This is a genomic window from Pseudomonas serbica, assembly GCF_028823535.1.
Classification (GTDB): Bacteria; Pseudomonadota; Gammaproteobacteria; order Pseudomonadales; family Pseudomonadaceae; genus Aquipseudomonas; species Aquipseudomonas serbica.
Map to the genome: position 1 here is coordinate 18,490 of NZ_JAQIYM010000024.1, position 15,803 is coordinate 34,292.

15 protein-coding genes are annotated in these 15,803 nt (G+C 61.1%); 8 read left to right on the forward strand and 7 right to left on the reverse strand.

Annotation, left to right across the window (positions count from 1 at the left end; translation table 11 throughout):
* Positions 1 to 20: 20 nt before the first annotated feature.
* The gene (tssB, locus tag NQL71_RS28290; protein ID WP_274643704.1) at positions 21 to 524 is read right to left on the reverse strand and encodes a type VI secretion system contractile sheath small subunit; all 504 of its coding nucleotides are present in this window, start codon (positions 522 to 524) and stop codon (positions 21 to 23) included.
* Between the two features lie 481 nt (positions 525 to 1,005).
* On the opposite strand from tssB, the gene NQL71_RS28295 reads away from it, so the two are divergent.
* The 4 genes from NQL71_RS28295 to argE are packed head-to-tail and all read left to right on the forward strand — an operon-like array spanning position 1,006 to position 4,621.
* Positions 1,006 to 2,316, forward strand: a complete 1,311-nt coding sequence (locus NQL71_RS28295) for a flavin-containing monooxygenase (RefSeq protein ID WP_046817241.1) — start codon at positions 1,006 to 1,008, stop codon at positions 2,314 to 2,316.
* A 51-nt stretch (positions 2,317 to 2,367) separates the two neighbouring features.
* Positions 2,368 to 2,784, forward strand: coding sequence for a RidA family protein (locus tag NQL71_RS28300; protein ID WP_008058648.1), 417 nt, complete (start codon positions 2,368 to 2,370; stop codon positions 2,782 to 2,784).
* Between the two features lie 11 nt (positions 2,785 to 2,795).
* Positions 2,796 to 3,473: a DUF1028 domain-containing protein gene (locus NQL71_RS28305; protein ID WP_274643705.1), complete on the forward strand. Its 678-nt coding sequence runs from the start codon at positions 2,796 to 2,798 to the stop codon at positions 3,471 to 3,473.
* A complete protein-coding gene (gene argE, locus NQL71_RS28310) occupies positions 3,470 to 4,621 on the forward strand; it encodes an acetylornithine deacetylase (RefSeq protein ID WP_046817239.1) in 1,152 nt (383 codons plus the stop codon). The genes NQL71_RS28305 and argE overlap by 4 nt, the downstream gene beginning before the upstream one ends.
* Positions 4,622 to 4,634: 13 nt before the next feature.
* Here argE and NQL71_RS28315 read toward each other — a convergent pair whose 3' ends face one another.
* A complete protein-coding gene (locus NQL71_RS28315; protein ID WP_046817238.1) occupies positions 4,635 to 5,546 on the reverse strand; it encodes a LysR family transcriptional regulator in 912 nt (303 codons plus the stop codon).
* Positions 5,547 to 5,802: 256 nt separating this feature from the next.
* On the opposite strand from NQL71_RS28315, the gene NQL71_RS28320 reads away from it, so the two are divergent.
* A complete protein-coding gene (locus NQL71_RS28320; protein WP_046817237.1) occupies positions 5,803 to 7,218 on the forward strand; it encodes a purine-cytosine permease family protein in 1,416 nt (471 codons plus the stop codon).
* 237 nt (positions 7,219 to 7,455) lie between these two features.
* Positions 7,456 to 8,193, forward strand: a complete 738-nt coding sequence (locus NQL71_RS28325; RefSeq protein WP_046817236.1) for a hypothetical protein — start codon at positions 7,456 to 7,458, stop codon at positions 8,191 to 8,193.
* Positions 8,194 to 8,230: 37 nt separating this feature from the next.
* Here NQL71_RS28325 and NQL71_RS28330 read toward each other — a convergent pair whose 3' ends face one another.
* On the reverse strand, positions 8,231 to 9,034 hold the full coding sequence (locus tag NQL71_RS28330) for a membrane protein (protein ID WP_046817235.1): 804 nt from the start codon (positions 9,032 to 9,034) through the stop codon (positions 8,231 to 8,233).
* 378 nt (positions 9,035 to 9,412) lie between these two features.
* On the opposite strand from NQL71_RS28330, the gene NQL71_RS28335 reads away from it, so the two are divergent.
* The gene (locus NQL71_RS28335; RefSeq protein ID WP_046817234.1) at positions 9,413 to 9,631 is read left to right on the forward strand and encodes a PLD nuclease N-terminal domain-containing protein; all 219 of its coding nucleotides are present in this window, start codon (positions 9,413 to 9,415) and stop codon (positions 9,629 to 9,631) included.
* Positions 9,632 to 9,759: 128 nt separating this feature from the next.
* Positions 9,760 to 10,185 (forward strand): hypothetical protein, encoded by a 426-nt coding sequence (locus NQL71_RS28340; protein WP_046817233.1) that lies wholly within the window; start codon positions 9,760 to 9,762, stop codon positions 10,183 to 10,185.
* Positions 10,186 to 10,271: 86 nt separating this feature from the next.
* Here the strand turns inward: NQL71_RS28340 and NQL71_RS28345 are convergent, their stop codons facing one another.
* The 4 genes from NQL71_RS28345 to NQL71_RS28360 form a co-directional block, all read right to left on the reverse strand.
* Positions 10,272 to 10,820, reverse strand: coding sequence for a cupin domain-containing protein (locus NQL71_RS28345; protein ID WP_274643706.1), 549 nt, complete (start codon positions 10,818 to 10,820; stop codon positions 10,272 to 10,274).
* A 338-nt stretch (positions 10,821 to 11,158) separates the two neighbouring features.
* The gene (locus NQL71_RS28350) at positions 11,159 to 12,442 is read right to left on the reverse strand and encodes an NAD(P)/FAD-dependent oxidoreductase (RefSeq protein ID WP_274643707.1); all 1,284 of its coding nucleotides are present in this window, start codon (positions 12,440 to 12,442) and stop codon (positions 11,159 to 11,161) included.
* A 52-nt stretch (positions 12,443 to 12,494) separates the two neighbouring features.
* Positions 12,495 to 13,985 (reverse strand): aldehyde dehydrogenase, encoded by a 1,491-nt coding sequence (locus tag NQL71_RS28355; RefSeq protein ID WP_248687763.1) that lies wholly within the window; start codon positions 13,983 to 13,985, stop codon positions 12,495 to 12,497.
* Positions 13,986 to 14,172: 187 nt separating this feature from the next.
* Positions 14,173 to 15,549, reverse strand: coding sequence for a glutamine synthetase family protein (locus NQL71_RS28360; RefSeq protein WP_046817230.1), 1,377 nt, complete (start codon positions 15,547 to 15,549; stop codon positions 14,173 to 14,175).
* Between the last annotated feature and the right edge of the window lie 254 nt (positions 15,550 to 15,803).

The following is a 15,803-nucleotide window of genomic DNA, read 5'->3' on the forward strand; positions in this document are numbered from 1 at the left end:
TTTAAACGAACCGAAGTGGATTAACGATTTTCTGGCGGCGCCAATGCGGCCAATTCAGCGCGCAGTTCGTCACTCAGCGCATCGTCCTTGAGAATGCGTTCCAGTTCATGACGAAAGGTGGCATTGTCCAGCAGGTTAGACTTGAGGTCGCGCAACAGGTTGCGCATGGCCAATAGTGCACGCAGATGCGGGATTTGCCGTGCTACCTGCTCCGGCTCGAAGTCCTTCATGCGCTGGAAATTCAGCTCGACCGAGGTGTCGCCGCCATCATCGACCAAGGTATTTTCCACGGTCACTTTCAAGAGAGGAGAAAACTCCGCCAATACGCTATCGAAGTTGTTTTTGTTGATCGAGACTTTTCTTCGGGCTGATAAGGGACGCTGCTCCTGGCCATTGCTGTAGTCCCCCATCACCATCAGCTTCAGTGGTAGTTCGACTTTTTTCTGCGCACCGCCGGTATGCAGGTCGAGCTTGATATTGACCCGCGCCTTCGGCACTTCGTTTTGAAAACTGCTTGAAGACATAACACCTCCCGATTATTTTGCGACGGCCACTGCCATCGCTAAAACCTGTAGCGACAGGAACTCGAAACTCTAGCCAACAGAGTAGAAAGTTCCTCCACTACAGCCTGTGAATTCCATGTCTAAATAAGTACAACAATATACGCACGGGAACTATGCCTGTTCTCCTACAACAACAATGAAGTATCTCACTCTCACATTCCACCCCTGTCCTTAACTTTGGGAAATTTCGTACTTATTTACGGAAACGCCCTACAAGAAACCCGTGGAAATGGACATTTTGTCGGGCGCCAGTCTTCGTTTTTCTGCTCCGACCGGACTGCAGCCTCCCCTCCAATCCACCCGGTCAAAACCCACTGCATCAATTATTTATACTCAAATACCAGCTTAATAATATTTTACCGACATCAGGCTGATCCCTAGTCTTGAGCCCAGGAAATGGCAGGTCGACACCGACCGTTAACCAACTTCGAAGGGCAAGCAGATGACCATTGAAAAAACAATAATAGATACCTTGATTGTCGGCGCCGGCCAGGCCGGCGTAGCCATGAGTGAACACCTGAGCAAGCTCGGCGTGCCGCATCTGGTGCTGGAGCGCAATCGTATTGCCGAGCGCTGGCGCACCGGCCGCTGGGATTCGCTGGTGGCTAATGGTCCGGCCTGGCACGACCGTTTTCCCGGCCTGGAATTCGACGACGTCAGCCCCGATGGTTTTGCCCCCAAGGAGCGCGTGGCCGATTACTTCGAAGCCTATGCCCGCAAGTTCAAGGCGCCGATCCGCACCGGCGTGGAAGTGAAGAAGGTCGAGCGCAACGTCGGTCGCCCAGGCTTCACCGTCGAGACCTCCCAGGGCGTGATCGAGGCCAGCCGCGTGGTGGCTGCCACGGGTCCGTTCCAGCGTCCGGTGATCCCGCCGATCGCCCCCAAGGATGCACAGTTGCTGCAGATCCATTCCGCCGACTACCGCAATCCCGGGCAATTGCCCGAGGGTGCCGTGCTGGTGGTGGGCGCAGGTTCCTCGGGCGTGCAGATCGCCGATGAATTGCAGCGCTCCGGCAAGCAGGTCTACCTGTCGGTGGGCGCCCACGATCGTCCGCCCCGCGCCTATCGCAACCGTGATTTCTGCTGGTGGCTGGGGGTGCTGGGCGAGTGGGACCAGGCCGCGATGAAACCCGGCCGCGAACACGTGACCATCGCCGTCAGTGGCGCCCAGGGTGGCCGCACCGTGGACTTCCGTGGCCTGGCCCATGCCGGCATGGTGCTGGTGGGCCTGACCCAGTCGTTCAACGGCAGCGTGGCGACCTTCCAGGCGAACCTGGCGGAGAACCTGGCCCGGGGCGATGAAAACTACCTGGCCCTGCTCGACGCCGCCGATGCCTACATCGAACGCAATGGCCTGGATCTGCCGGAAGAACCCGAAGCGCGCCATACCTTCCCGGAGCCGGACTGCGTCACCCATCCGATCCTTGAGCTCGACCTGGCCAAGGCCGGTGTGACGTCGATCATCTGGGCTACCGGTTTTGCCGTGGACTACAGCTGGCTGAAGGTTGACGCGTTCGACGACAACGGCAAGCCCCGGCATCAGCGCGGGGTGTCCAGCGAGGCTGGCGTGTATTTCCTCGGCCTGCCGTGGCAGTCCCGCCGTGGTTCGTCGTTCATCTGGGGCGTGTGGCACGACGCCAAGTACGTGGCCGATCACATTGCCATCCAGCGGACCTACCTTGAGTACCGCGACGCCGCCCAACGCGAGGCCGATAGCAACCCGGCCGATCACAAGACCACTGTCAGCGCTTGATAACCGCTCGGCGCGTGAACCGCGCCGCCCCCCATATTCCAGGAGTTTCAAATGACTACGCCTACCCACACTCGCATCCGCATGTTCAACACCAAGGAAACCTACCCGAACCAGAGCCTGGACAACGACCTGTGCCAGGCCGTCCGCGCCGGCAACACCGTGTATGTGCGCGGCCAGGTCGGCACCGATTTCGAGGGCAACCTGGTCGGCCTGGGCGATCCGCGGGCGCAGACCGAGCAGGCCATGCGCAACGTCAAGCAACTGTTGGAAGAAGCCGGCAGCGACCTGAGCCACATCGTCAAGACCACCACCTACCTGATCGACCCGCGTTACCGCGAACCGGTGTACCAGGAAGTAGGCAAGTGGCTCAAAGGCGTGTTCCCGATTTCCACCGGGCTGGTGGTGACGGCATTGGGTCAGCCGCAGTGGCTGATGGAGATTGATGTGATTGCGGTAATTCCCGAATAAGGAGCAGGCCCATGACCTTTTCCATTGCCGGCCGCTGCCCCGACACCGGTCAGTTCGGCATCGCCATCAGCTCCTCGAGCATTGCCGTGGGCGCCCGCTGCCCCTGGTTATTGCCCGGTGTGGGTGCCGTCTCGACGCAAAACATCACCCTGCCCTCCCTGGGCCCGGAAACCTTGGCCCTGATGGAGCAAGGCCTTACACCTGCCGAGGCCCTGGACAAGGTGCTGACCCGCAATGGCTACAGCCAGTACCGGCAGATCACCGCCATCGACCACCTCGGTCGCACCGCGCATTTCAGCGGTGCGCAAACCCTGGGCAACCATAACGCGGTGTCCGGCGAGCAATGCGTGGCGGCCGGCAACATGCTCGCAAGCCCTGTGGTGATCGAGGCCATGGTCCGCGCCTTCGAACAGGCCGAAGGCCAACTGGCCGACCGTTTGCTGGCGGCGATGCAAGGTGGCGTGGCGGCCGGTGGCGAAGCCGGGCCGGTGCATTCGGCCGCAGTAATGGTGGTCGGCGAGTTGACCTGGCCGATCGTCAACCTGCGGGTCGACTGGGCCGATGAGGACCCGATTGGCCAGCTGCAAAAACTTTGGCAGGCCTACCGTCCGCAGGTCCAGGACTACATCGACCGCGCCCTGGCGCCCGACCGGTCCCCTGGCTACGGCGTCGCCGGAGACGATCGATGAGCGCCAGCCGCGATTTGCTCGCAACGCTGGTGGCGTTCGACACCACCAGCCGCGAATCCAACCTGCAACTGATCGAGTGTGTCCGCGACTACCTCGCAGGCTTCGATGTGCCGTGCCAGCTGGTCTACAACCCGGAGCGCAGCAAAGCCAACCTGTTCGCCACGATCGGCCCGGCGGACCGGCCGGGCATTGTGCTCTCGGGGCACACCGACGTGGTGCCTGTCGACGGTCAGGCGTGGACCGTCGTGCCGTTCCAGCTCACCGAGCGCGAAGGGAAGCTGTACGGTCGCGGCACGGCGGACATGAAGGGCTACATCGCCTGCGTGCTCGCCCTGGTGCCCGCGCTGGTGCAGGCGTCGTTGCGCCTGCCGGTGCATATCGCCCTGTCTTACGATGAGGAAGTCGGCTGCCTGGGCGTGCGCTCGCTGCTCAAGGCCCTTGAGCAACGACCGGTCAAACCGCTGCTGTGCATCATTGGCGAACCCACCGAACTCAAACCGGTGCTGGGCCACAAGGGCAAGCTGGCGATGCGCTGTGACATCCAGGGGCACGCCTGCCATTCGGCCTATGCTCCGCTCGGGGTCAATGCCATCGAATACGCGGCCGAGCTGATCGCTGAACTGGGGCGCATCGGCCAACGGCTCAAGGCACCGGAGCAGCATGACGCGCGTTTCGATCCGCCGTTCTCCACCGTGCAGACCGGGGTGATTGGCGGCGGCAAGGCTTTGAATATCGTCCCGGCCGACTGCCGCTTCGACTTCGAGGTTCGCGCCCTGCCCTCCCACGACCCGCTACGGGTTGCACAGGAACTGCAGGCCTATGCCGAACAGCATCTGTTGCCACGCATGCGCGCCGTGAGTGAGCACAGCGACATTCGTTTCAGTGAATTGTCGGCGTACCCCGGCCTGGCCACCGATGCCCGCAGCGAAGCGGCGGAGTTGATCGCTGCGTTTTCCGGCTCCCGGGACTTCGGCACGGTGGCGTTCGGTACCGAGGGCGGCCTGTTCGATGCAGCGGGAATTCCAACGGTGGTATGCGGCCCGGGCAGCATGGAGCAAGGCCATAAACCCGATGAGTTCGTCAGCCTGGAACAACTGCACGGTTGCGACGCCATGCTGCAACGGATGCTGCTGGCCATCAGCAACTGATCCCTGGCCCGACTCAGGTATAGAGTCGGGCCAGTTCTTCCTGGCAGTAATCGACGAACAGCTGCACCGGCTTGGTCAGCTGTGCCCTGCGCAACCACGCCGCGGACAACCCGGAGCCGGTGACGTTTTCGGCCAGCGGCACGCACACGACTTTTTGCCCGTCATAGGTGTATTCGGAGAACGGTTTGGTCACCAGGATCGAAAAGCCGAAACCCCGCCCGACCATCCCGCGCACCATCTCGATCGAAGGCGAGCTGAACACGATGTTCGGCGTCAACCCGCGCTCTTCGAAAATGCTCACGAAGTAGGTCCGGCTGGGCACCACGTCGAGCAAAATCATCGGCTCCAGCACCAGGTCATGCAGCGAGACTTTCGCCTGCTGGGCGAAGCGATGGTCGGCGGGCAGCAAGGCGTAGGGTTGCTGGGCCGGCATCAGCGCCACGGTCTCGATGGTGCTGTCCAGGTCATGTTCGTAAACCATGGCCATGTCGATGCTGCCGGCGGTCAGCGCCTGCACCAGCTCCTGCTGCTCGCCATCGCGAATGCGGATTTCCACCCCGGGCCAGCGCAGCTTGAACCCGGCGATCAGGCGTGGCAGGTACAGCGGTGCCACGGTTTCAAAACAGCCGATGTCGATCTGTCCCGCCACCACGTCATTGTCCGCCAGGGCATTCTGCTCGAACTCATGGGCGACCCGCAGCAGCTCCTGGGCCTTGCGGTAGAACCGCGAACCGCTCGGCGTCAGCGACACCCCCTGGGCGTGATGGCGGATGAACAGTTGCACGCCAAAACTCTCTTCCAGGTGCTTGATTGCCGTCGACACCGAGGGCTGCGCGATGTAGAGCTTGCGCGAGGCCTCCGCCACGCTGCCGCAGTCGGCCGTGGTGACGAAATACCTGAGCTGGCGCAGGTTGTAGGCGGCCATGGGAACCTCCGGGAAACAGAACATCAGGGTCAAGGGATCGGCAGCGCACACAAGGGTTTGGTGCAGGCCTGCGGTCAAGGCTGAACATACCGGAGGCGACCGCCGGCGCGGCATATATTTTTTAAGGTTTGAAGCAACAAACTTACTAATTTATCTATCCCGATCCATTGCACATGATCGCTCCAACAAGAAAAGCGTCGTTCGCGCGACGCTCACCGAAGTACGTCCACGTACTCACTTTGCCTTGGAGTTCGTCATGGTAACCACTGCAACAACGAGCGCCCCGCTCATCGAGAAACACACGATCGGCTACGTGCCGCCGCAAGATCGTCATGGCAAGACCCGCGACCTGTTCACCCTGTGGTTCGGTGGCAACATCGCGCCCTTGCCCATCGTCACCGGCGCCCTCGGCGTGCAGATGTTTCACCTGAACCTGGTCTGGGGCATCGTCGCCATCCTCGTTGGCCACCTGGTCGGCGGCGTGCTGATGGCGCTGCACTCGGCCCAGGGCCCGCAGATGGGCATCCCCCAGATGATCCAGAGCCGAGCCCAGTTCGGCTCCCTCGGCGCACTGCTGGTGGTGCTGATCGCCGGCGTGATGTACATCGGTTTCTTCGCCTCCAACATCGTGCTGGCGGGCAAATCACTGCACGGCGTGGTCGACAGCGTGCCGGTGCCCGTGGGCATCGTCATCGGTGCCCTGGGTTCGGGCATCATCGGCATCATCGGCTATCGCTTCATCCACGTGCTCAACCGTATTGGCACCTGGGTGCTGGGCATCGGCATCGTGCTGGGTTTCGCCTACATCCTGACCCACGTGCAGACCGGCGACTTCCTCACCCGCGGCAGCTTCAACATCTCCGGCTGGCTGGCGACAGTGTCCCTGGCCGCGCTCTGGCAAATCGCCTTCGCGCCCTACGTGTCCGACTATTCGCGCTACCTGCCGGCCGACGTGCCCGTGGCGGCGACCTTCTGGACCACCTACCTGGGCACCGTGCTCGGTTCCAGCCTGTCGTTCATCTTCGGCGCCGTCGCCGTACTGGCCACGCCTGTCGGCATGGACACCATGGAAGCGGTCAAGCTCGCCACCGGTTCCATTGGCCCGCTGATGCTGGTGCTGTTCCTGCTCAGCGTCATCAGCCACAACGCCCTCAACCTCTACGGCGCCGTGTTGTCGCTGATCACCCTGGTGCAGACCTTCGCCTACCGCTGGATCCCCACCGCCAAGAGCCGCGCCGTGCTCTCGGTGATCGTGCTCGGTGCCTGCTGCTTTGCCGCCGTCGGTGCCTCCGCTGACTTCATCGGCCACTTCGTCGACATGGTGCTGGTCCTGCTGGTGGTCCTGGTGCCGTGGACGGCGATCAACCTGATCGACTTCTACGCCATCCACAAGGGCAAGTACGACATCGACTCGATTTTCCACGTCGATGGCGGCATCTACGGGCGCTACAACCCGCAGGCGCTGCTGGCCTACGCGATCGGCATCGTGGTGCAGATTCCGTTCATGAACACGCCGCTGTACGTCGGACCGATTTCCGAGCACATCAATGGCGCGGACCTGTCCTGGTTGGTGGGCCTGGTGATCACGTCACCGTTGTACTGGTGGCTGGCCAACCGCGACAGTGCCTACAAGCGTCGGTTGTCGGGTGGGAAACTCGCCGCCAGCCTGTAGTCACGATCCTGGACGTTTGCTCGCGACAAGGCCCTGACGTCGAACGTCAGGCCTTTCGCGAGCGAACCCCCCGCCTGAACCGAACCGCGCTTGATACCCCCCCGTTACCCGCCTGTAACGCCAAGACACTTAGCCAGTGCATCGCCTGAACCTAGAGTGAAGCTCTCGATGGATGGCCCCGGTTGACTGCCTGCCAGCCATCGATTGCCCAACACACCACCAAGGAAGAGGGACACCATGAGCCAATCAAACGCTGTCAGCCAACAACGCCAGCAGCTGCACGATGAGGTGCAAGAAGCCGTCAAGTCGATCATGGGTGCAACGCAACTGAAGTCGGCGGATTACGGCAGGGTATTGAGGTCCGCCCTGGCGGCGGCGCAGAAAACCGTCACCATCGAAATCGCCCCCGGCGACCTGACCCTGCTCAAGAAGTCTGGCTACAAGCTGTGCTTTGCCAAGAAAGTCGGCACCGCCGACTACAACGTGGTCTGGCAGTCCTATGTCGCTTACCTGAGCAATAACGAATTCAGCTGGACGCCGTTGTACCAGATGTTCGCTTCCAACGTGTTCAAGGAAAACATCCAGGTCAAAGTCTCGACCAACATCGTCAATATCGGTCTTGGGCAAACCTCGACACTCGATGAACACGGCCTGCTGAGCCCGGCGATCACGGGCGGCCCGGACGTTTCCATGACCTTTGTGAACGAGTACGCGCCGATCCATCCGGGGATCAACCAGCTGTCCACCGGCATCGACGGCAATCAGGTCAGCACGCCGATCTATGTGGCGGTGGATCAGGTAGTCACCGGTAAAACCGTACTGACCCCCGTCGAAACCATCCTCGTATGGTTCGAACAGAATGTGCAGACCAGTACCATGTTCAGTACCTCACGCTCCAAGGCGATCGAAATCGACCTGACGTTCGAAAACACCGCCGGTCGCCTTTATGAAGGCGGTCAATGGAAAACCGTGTAACCGGTGCGCGCCGGGGCAACCCCCAGGGTTGCCCCTTTCATTCGTCAATGGCGCCTTTGGCAAAGTAGCCCGTCAGGGACAGGCAGATCGATTGCGCCAGGTCCTCCTGGGTGGCGATGCCATAAGGCTGGGTGCGATCGAACTGCGCCGACCAGCGAATCCGCCCCTGCGCGACATCCACCAGGCGCAACGACGCCCGCACCCGCGCAGGCTCGACCCGCACGCTGCCCTCCAGGCAATAGCTGTAGCGCCCGACGCGTCCGCCATCGGCTGTCTTGACGCTGCTGCGCGGCACCTTCATCAACACATGATTAGCCCCGGTCTGCGCCTGCTCGAACGACTCGAACAAGCGACAACTCAGCTCCTCGCACAAGCCCCGGGCGAAGTCATCGCCGTCACGGGTAATGCAGGTGAACGGCTGGATCTGCAAAACCGGATGGCGGGTGGCGATGGCCTTGGGCTGCAATCGCTGATAAGCAAGGCGATAACAGCCGGCCGGTATGCTCAGGCGCACCGGGTCGTGCTGACCGTTGCTGGCGTAGTGCGCCGCAAGCTTGCGCCGTAGCCGCCCCACCTGCACCCGCACCACAGGGTCATCGCCGGTGCAGTACACCGCCGGATCACGCCGGAACACCGCGATGCCGATGGCGTGTTCGGTGAGGGGGGTATTGGAGGGTTGCAAGTCGTGCTCGGCCAGAAAGCGCAACAGACTGCCCATGCGCCGGGACTTGGCGAACAAGGGACTTGCCAGCAGCAACGCCAGTACTCGCTCCATCTCTTCAGGATCGAGCGGCACGGGAACCCGCGCCGCGCTCGAATCCACCATGCGCTTGAACACCATCGCCTGCCTCCGTGCAGATTGCCGACAGGAATAGAGGTGGAACTCCGTGGTTGCGCACGCAACGTGAGCCCAGGGCAGGCTCGGGTGCTGCAACGACGAAGCTTAGCAGCCGTGATGGAACGGGCAGGCAAAAGCGCTGATAGCCAGCTGACATCCGACGAACGTTAGATTCTGATCTGCAAAACCTGCAGGACATTTCCCTTTATGGTGAGACCGCTAACCACCGACGCACTGCGAAGTGGCGGTAGTCCCGCCAGGCTCAGTCCTCCTGATCGACAAGTCGAGGGGGGGTTGAGGTGCCTGTTTCGTCTACCGCAAATTAAATGAACCCTGTGCACAACTGCCCACCTAACTGAAAGACTATCAGGAGGTGACTACATGCAGATCGAAACGACGTGGATTGTATTGGCAGCCGTTCTTCTGTTGATCGAGTTGTGGGCCATCAACCGGGTGCGCAAAAGCGCAGGCAAAGCGAGCAGCAAAGGCGTGTGGATGGTGGTGATCGTGTTTGTGCCGCTGATCGGATTGATCCTGTGGGCGCTGGCAGGGCCCAAGCACATCACCCACCACCCGGATCCAGCACAGGCCAGACAATAAGGCCGGGGCTACGCGTTAACGCTGCATAAACGAGCCAAATGCATGGAACCACAGGCCACATCGGGGTTTCGAAACTCTATCAGCGCTGATCCTGGTTCAAACAAGGCGCCATTGGAGAGGAAATCCCGATGAACAGTAGACTGCTGCTTTTGCTCGCTGGCCTCTGCCCTGCCCTGGCATTCGCCGAAGGTTGCGACGTGCTGACCCGATCCCAAAGCGCTTCCGTCCCCGTGGTCGAAAGTCATAGTTGTTATGAATACGAAGGCATGCCAGTCAATTCCATCGACTGGTCATGCAGCAACGAAAGCAAGGACATGCTGACCAGCACCAAGAAGAAAGTCGAACATTGTGCAGATCATTATCAAGCCACCTGCACCGCCACGCTGACCCAGGAATCCCTGGCCAATCCTCATTCCACCAGCAAGGACAAGAACAGTCAGTCGGTCAACATCCCCGACAATGCCCAGGTCACGACGTATTACTACGGCGCCGAGCACATCGCTCAGGCCAGGATTGATTGTGAGTCTGGCGGTGGGCACTGGAAGGCCAAATAAAAAAACCGATGCCTGTGCGGGCATCGGTTTTTTTCAAGCACCACGGTTGTTGCGCCGACGTAACGCCGGATCACGCCACGCTGTTATCAGAAGTTCGCCGGCGTGTTCGCGCTGATGATTTCCGCCTCATCCTGGCCGATATTGCGAAACTTGTGCGGTAAGGTCGTCGGAAAGTAATAGCCGTCCCCGGCATTGAGCACGCTGATCTGCCCATCCACCGTCAGCTCGACGGTGCCACGGGTGACCAGACCGCACTCCTCGCCTTCCGAATGCACGATCGGCTCTTCTCCGGAGCCGGCACCTGGCGCGTACTGTTCGCGCAACAGACGCATCTGCCGGCTTGGCACGGAGGCGCCGATCAGCAACAGGCGCAGGCCGTGGCGGCCGAGGTCGGGCTGCTCGTTGGCGCGGAAGACGTATTGATGCTCACGCGGCGGCTGGTCGAAGGTGAAGAAGTCGGCCAGGGACATGGGGATGCCTTCGAGCAGCTTTTTCAGCGAGCTGACGGAAGGACTGACGCGATTCTGTTCGATCAGGGAAATGGTGGCATTGGTGACGCCGCTACGCCGGGCCAGCTCGCGCTGGGACAGCTTGTAGCTTTCGCGTACTAATTTGAGTCGTGAGCCCGTGTCCATGACAGCCTTATGTGCTTGGTACGCAAGGGTAATGGGGGTGGAGAGCAGGCGTGGATCGCGCCGTTTTCCGGTCCCGGAAACGTGAAAGGCGGCTATTAAATCACGTTTGTGGGTGTTGCTCAGCAGGTTCGATAAACGGTGGAAAAAAACAGCCGTCTGCCATGACGCCGTACCCCCTGTGGGAGCGGGCTTGCTCGCGAAAGCGGTGAGTCAGGTAACATCATCGGTGACTGATACGCCGCTTTCGCGAGCAAGCCCGCTCCCACGGGGGACAGGGGTTTTTCTGAATACAAAAGGCCGGCAGCACCTGATCGGGATGGCTGCCGGTGAGGTAAATCTTAGATCCCGAAACGATCACGCAGCGAGTAGTACACCGCGCCCAAGGCAGTCAACGGCGCCGAGAAGGTGCGCCCGCCGATCATCGGCATGTGCGGCAGCGAGGCGAAGGCGTCGAAGCGCTCGGCATCGCCGCGGATCATTTCCGAGATCAGCTTGCCCGCCAGGTGCGAGCAGGTGACGCCGTGGCCGCTGTAGCCTTGCATGTAGTAGGCGTTCTTCTCGATACGGCCGAACTGCGGCATGCGCGACATGGTCAGCAGGAAGTTGCCGGTCCAGCGGTAGTCGATCTTCACGTCCTTCAACTGCGGGAAGGTCTTGAGGATTTTCGGGCGGATCAGTTGTTCGATGTCGTCCGGCTCGCGCGCGCCGTAGACCACGCCGCCACCGTAGAGCAGGCGGTTGTCGGCGGTCAGGCGGTAGTAGTCGAGCAGGTAGTTGCAGTCTTCGACGCAGTAGTTGTTCTTGATCAGGCTGCGCGCCTGCTTCTCCGACAACGGCTCGGTGACGACGATCTGCGAACCGCAGGGCATGCTCTTGCTGGTCACGCGGTTGTCCAGGCCCTGCGGCAGGTAGGCGTTACCGGCGATCAGCAGGTATTTGGCCTTGACCACGCCTTTGGCGGTGCGCACGGTGATCGGTTCGCCGTAGGTGATTTCCACCGCCGCCGATTGCTCGTAGATCTTGCCGCCCAGGCCGATGATCGCCGAAGCCTCGCCCAATGCCAGGTTCAGCGGGTGAATGTGCCCGCCTTGCATGTCCAGCAGGCCGCCAACGTAAGCCTCGGAACCGACTTCGCGCCTGATGTCATCCTTGCCGAGCATCGTCAGGTTCTTGTTGCCGTAGCGCTCCCAGCTCTTCTTCTGTTCGGCCAGGCCCTTGAGCTGCTTCTTGTTCATCGCGGCGAAGATGCCGCCCGGACGGTAGTCGCACTGGATATCGTAGTGCTGTATGCGCTGACGAATGATGTCGGCGCCTTCGAAGATCATGCTGCCAAGGACTTCGGCGGTCTTGTCGCCATAACGCTCTTCGATGACGTCGACGTCACGGCTGTAGGAATTGACCAGTTGGCCACCGTTGCGACCGCTGGCGCCGAAGCCGACTTTGGCCGCTTCGAGCACAGTGACGCTGTAGCCCGCTTCGGCGAGGAACAGTGCAGAGGACAGGCCGGTGTAGCCGGCGCCGATCACGCAGACGTCGCAATCCACCGCGCCTTCCAGCACCGGGAAATCGCCGGTGAAGTTGCGGGTGGCCGCGTAGTAGCTGTTTACATGTGCTTGTTTCATAGACTTCTCCGATGGCCGCCGCACAACGCCGGCGACCGCCGCTTTATTGTTATTAGAGCTTGATCCAGGTCGCTTTGAGCTCGGTGTACTTGTCGAACGCGTGCAGCGATTTGTCCCGGCCATTGCCCGACTGCTTGAAGCCGCCAAACGGCGCGGTCATGTCGCCGCCGTCATACTGGTTAACCCAGATACTGCCGGCACGCAAGCCACGGGCGAAGGTGTGGGCCTTGCTCAGGTTGCTGGTCCACACGCCGGCGGCCAGGCCGTAGATGCTGTCGTTGGCAATCGCCAAGGCTTCTTCAGTGCTGTCAAAGGTGATCACCGACAGCACCGGGCCGAAGATTTCTTCCTGGGCGATGGTCATGGCGTTGGTTACGCCGTCGAAAATCGCCGGCTCCACATACAGGCCGCCGGTGTCCTCGAGAGTGCGGCTGCCGCCGGCGATCAACCGGGCGCCCTGCTCCTTGCCGATGTTGATATAGCGCAGCACGTTGTCCAGTTGACGCTGATCCACGACCGCGCCGACGGTGGTCGCCGGATCGAGCGCGTGCCCCGGCTTCCAGCCTTGCAGGGCCTCGACCAGCAGCGGGATGAACTGGTCGCGGATCGAACGTTCCACCAGCAAACGCGAGCCGGCGGTGCAGACTTCGCCCTGGTTGAAGGCAATGGCGCCGGCGGCGGCCTGTGCGGCGGCGCGCAAGTCCGGGGCATCAGCGAACACCACGTTGGCGCTCTTGCCACCGGCTTCAGCCCAGACGCGTTTCATGTTGCTTTGCCCGGCGTAGATCATCAGTTGCTTGGCAATCGCCGTGGAACCGGTGAAGGCCAGCACGTCGACGTCCATGTGCAGCGCCAGCGCCTTGCCCACGGTGTGGCCGAAGCCCGGCAGTACGTTGAAGACGCCTTTGGGTATGCCCGCATCCAGCGCCAGTTGCGCGATACGAATAGCCGTCAGTGGCGACTTTTCCGAAGGCTTGAGGATGAACGAGTTGCCCATCGCCAGGGCCGGGGCGAATTTCCAGCTGGCCATGATCAGCGGGAAGTTCCACGGCACGATGGCCGCGACCACGCCGGCCGCTTCGCGGGTCACCAGACCCAGTTGATCGTGGGGCGTGGCGGCGACTTCATCGTAGATCTTGTCGATGGCTTCGGCGGTCCAGCGGATCGCGTTGGCGGTCGCCGGGATGTCGATGGCCAGGGAATCGCCGATCGGCTTGCCCATGTCGAGGGTTTCGAGCAGCGCCAGTTCTTCCTGGTTGGCCAGGATCAGGTCGGCGAAGCGGATCAGGATGCGCTTGCGCTCGGCCGGGGCCAGCCCGGACCAGACGCCGGATTCGAAGGCGCGTCGCGCCACCGCGACTGCTGCATTGGCATCGGCTTCGTCGGTGCTGGCGACGTTCGCCAGGAAACGACCGTCCACCGGGCTGATGCATTCGAACGTCGCACCGCTGGCGGCTGCGCAGTATTGGCCGTCAATGAATGCGCGACCTTCGAGGGTGAGGGACTGGAAGCGTTGCTCCCAGTCGCTGCGAGTAATTGTCATGGTTGTGACTCGACGCAGGAAATTGAGTGATCGTCGGACCGACGCCCGCCAATTCAAATTTGCAATACGATCCCTGTGGGAGCGGGCTTGCTCGCGAAAGCGCCGGCACATCCAATATTGATGTCACCTGACACTCCGCTTTCGCGAGCAAGCCCGCTCCCACATTTGATTGTGTTGAACCGACTAATCAGACGGTATGCAAGTACCAGTTGTATTCAAGGTCGGAGATGGAGTTCTCGAACTCGGCCAGCTCGCTTTCCTTGCACGCCACGAACACGTCGATGTACATCGGGTCGATGTAGCGCGCCATGACTTCGCTGTCGTCCAGCTCGCGCAGGGCATCGCGCAGGTTGTTCGGCAGGCTCTGCTCGTTCTGCTCGTAGCTGTTGCCTTCCACCGGGGCGCCCGGCTCGACCTGGTTGGTCAGGCCGTGGTGCACACCGGCCAATACCGAGGCCATCAACAGGTACGGGTTGGCATCGGCACCGGCCACGCGGTGTTCGATGCGCACGGCATCCGGTGAACCGGTTGGCACGCGGACCGCCACGGTACGGTTGTCGATGCCCCAGCTCGGCGAGTTCGGCACGTAGAACTGCGCACCGAAACGACGGTAGGAGTTGACGTTCGGGCAGAGGAACGCCATCTGCGCCGGCAGGGTCTCGAGCACACCGCCGATCGCGTGTCGCAGCGCGGCGTTCTGCTCGGGATCCTCGCTGGCAAAGATGTTGTTGCCTTCTTTGTCGAGAATCGAAATGTGCACGTGCAGACCGTTACCCGCCTGGCCCGGATACGGCTTGGCCATGAAGGTGGTGTCCATCTCGTGGTCGTAGGCGATGTTCTTCACCAGGCGCTTGAGCAGGACGGCGTAGTCGCAGGCCTTTATAGGGTCGGCCACGTGATGCAGGTTGACTTCGAATTGCGCCGGGGCGCTTTCCTTGACGATGGCGTCAGCCGGGATGCCCTGCTCTTTCGCGCCTTCGAGGATGTCCTGCAGGCAGTCGACGTACTCGTCGAGGTCGTCGATCAGGTACACCTGGGTCGACATCGGACGCTTGCCGGACACCGGCGAACGCGGCGACTGCGGACGACCGTTCACGTTGTCCTGGTCGATCAAGTAGAACTCCAGTTCGAACGCGGCGCAGATGGTCAGGCCCATGTCGTCGAACTTGCGCACCACATTGGCCAGCACTTCCCGCGGGTCGGCGAAGAACGGCTGGCCTTCGAGTTCGTGCATGGTCATCAGCAATTGCGCGGTTGGGCGCTTCTGCCAGGGCTCGATGCTCAGGGTGCCGGGGATCGGGTAGCAGATCCGGTCGGAGTCGCCGATGTCCAGACCCAGGCCGGTGCTTTCCACCGTGGAGCCATTGATGTCGAGGGCAAACAGGGACGCCGGCAGGTTGATGCCTTTCTCGTAAACCTTATGAAGACTGGTGCGTTCGATGCGCTTACCGCGCACCACACCGTTCATATCCGCAATCAGAAGGTCGACGTACAAAACCTCAGGATATTTCTTAAGGAATGCGTTTGCTTCGTTGAGTTGAACGGTACGCAGAGGGACCGACATGATGCACCTATTTTTTACTGTTAATTATTATGTTCACCGCCCTTTCACGTAGCCAGTCAATCCGAAAGGCAAAGTGAAGTCAATAGCGAACACTTGGCCTTTCAACGTTTATTTTCGGGCCTCTCAGAGGCACGAGAGTGCCAGATCATCCCGGGAACACGCATAAATCCTCAGCTTCAGACGTGTGGCGTTTAGAATTTTTTACATGAGAGTTGTTAATTAAAATCAACAAGGCTAAGCTCCGGAAAAGCTCG

What these genes read in the sequence shown, in the direction of transcription:
- NQL71_RS28340 (WP_046817233.1), top strand. Translation starts at nt 9,760, where the DNA reads ATGAACAGTAGACTGCTGCTTTTGCTCGCTGGCCTCTGCCCTGCCCTG.
- NQL71_RS28360 (WP_046817230.1), bottom strand. Translation starts at nt 15,549, where the DNA reads ATGTCGGTCCCTCTGCGTACCGTTCAACTCAACGAAGCAAACGCATTC.
- argE (WP_046817239.1), top strand. Translation starts at nt 3,470, where the DNA reads ATGAGCGCCAGCCGCGATTTGCTCGCAACGCTGGTGGCGTTCGACACC.
- NQL71_RS28335 (WP_046817234.1), top strand. Translation starts at nt 9,413, where the DNA reads ATGCAGATCGAAACGACGTGGATTGTATTGGCAGCCGTTCTTCTGTTG.
- NQL71_RS28295 (WP_046817241.1), top strand. Translation starts at nt 1,006, where the DNA reads ATGACCATTGAAAAAACAATAATAGATACCTTGATTGTCGGCGCCGGC.
- NQL71_RS28345 (WP_274643706.1), bottom strand. Translation starts at nt 10,820, where the DNA reads ATGGACACGGGCTCACGACTCAAATTAGTACGCGAAAGCTACAAGCTG.
- NQL71_RS28305 (WP_274643705.1), top strand. Translation starts at nt 2,796, where the DNA reads ATGACCTTTTCCATTGCCGGCCGCTGCCCCGACACCGGTCAGTTCGGC.
- NQL71_RS28315 (WP_046817238.1), bottom strand. Translation starts at nt 5,546, where the DNA reads ATGGCCGCCTACAACCTGCGCCAGCTCAGGTATTTCGTCACCACGGCC.
- NQL71_RS28325 (WP_046817236.1), top strand. Translation starts at nt 7,456, where the DNA reads ATGAGCCAATCAAACGCTGTCAGCCAACAACGCCAGCAGCTGCACGAT.
- tssB (WP_274643704.1), bottom strand. Translation starts at nt 524, where the DNA reads ATGTCTTCAAGCAGTTTTCAAAACGAAGTGCCGAAGGCGCGGGTCAAT.
- NQL71_RS28355 (WP_248687763.1), bottom strand. Translation starts at nt 13,985, where the DNA reads ATGACAATTACTCGCAGCGACTGGGAGCAACGCTTCCAGTCCCTCACC.
- NQL71_RS28300 (WP_008058648.1), top strand. Translation starts at nt 2,368, where the DNA reads ATGACTACGCCTACCCACACTCGCATCCGCATGTTCAACACCAAGGAA.
- NQL71_RS28330 (WP_046817235.1), bottom strand. Translation starts at nt 9,034, where the DNA reads ATGGTGTTCAAGCGCATGGTGGATTCGAGCGCGGCGCGGGTTCCCGTG.
- NQL71_RS28320 (WP_046817237.1), top strand. Translation starts at nt 5,803, where the DNA reads ATGGTAACCACTGCAACAACGAGCGCCCCGCTCATCGAGAAACACACG.
- NQL71_RS28350 (WP_274643707.1), bottom strand. Translation starts at nt 12,442, where the DNA reads ATGAAACAAGCACATGTAAACAGCTACTACGCGGCCACCCGCAACTTC.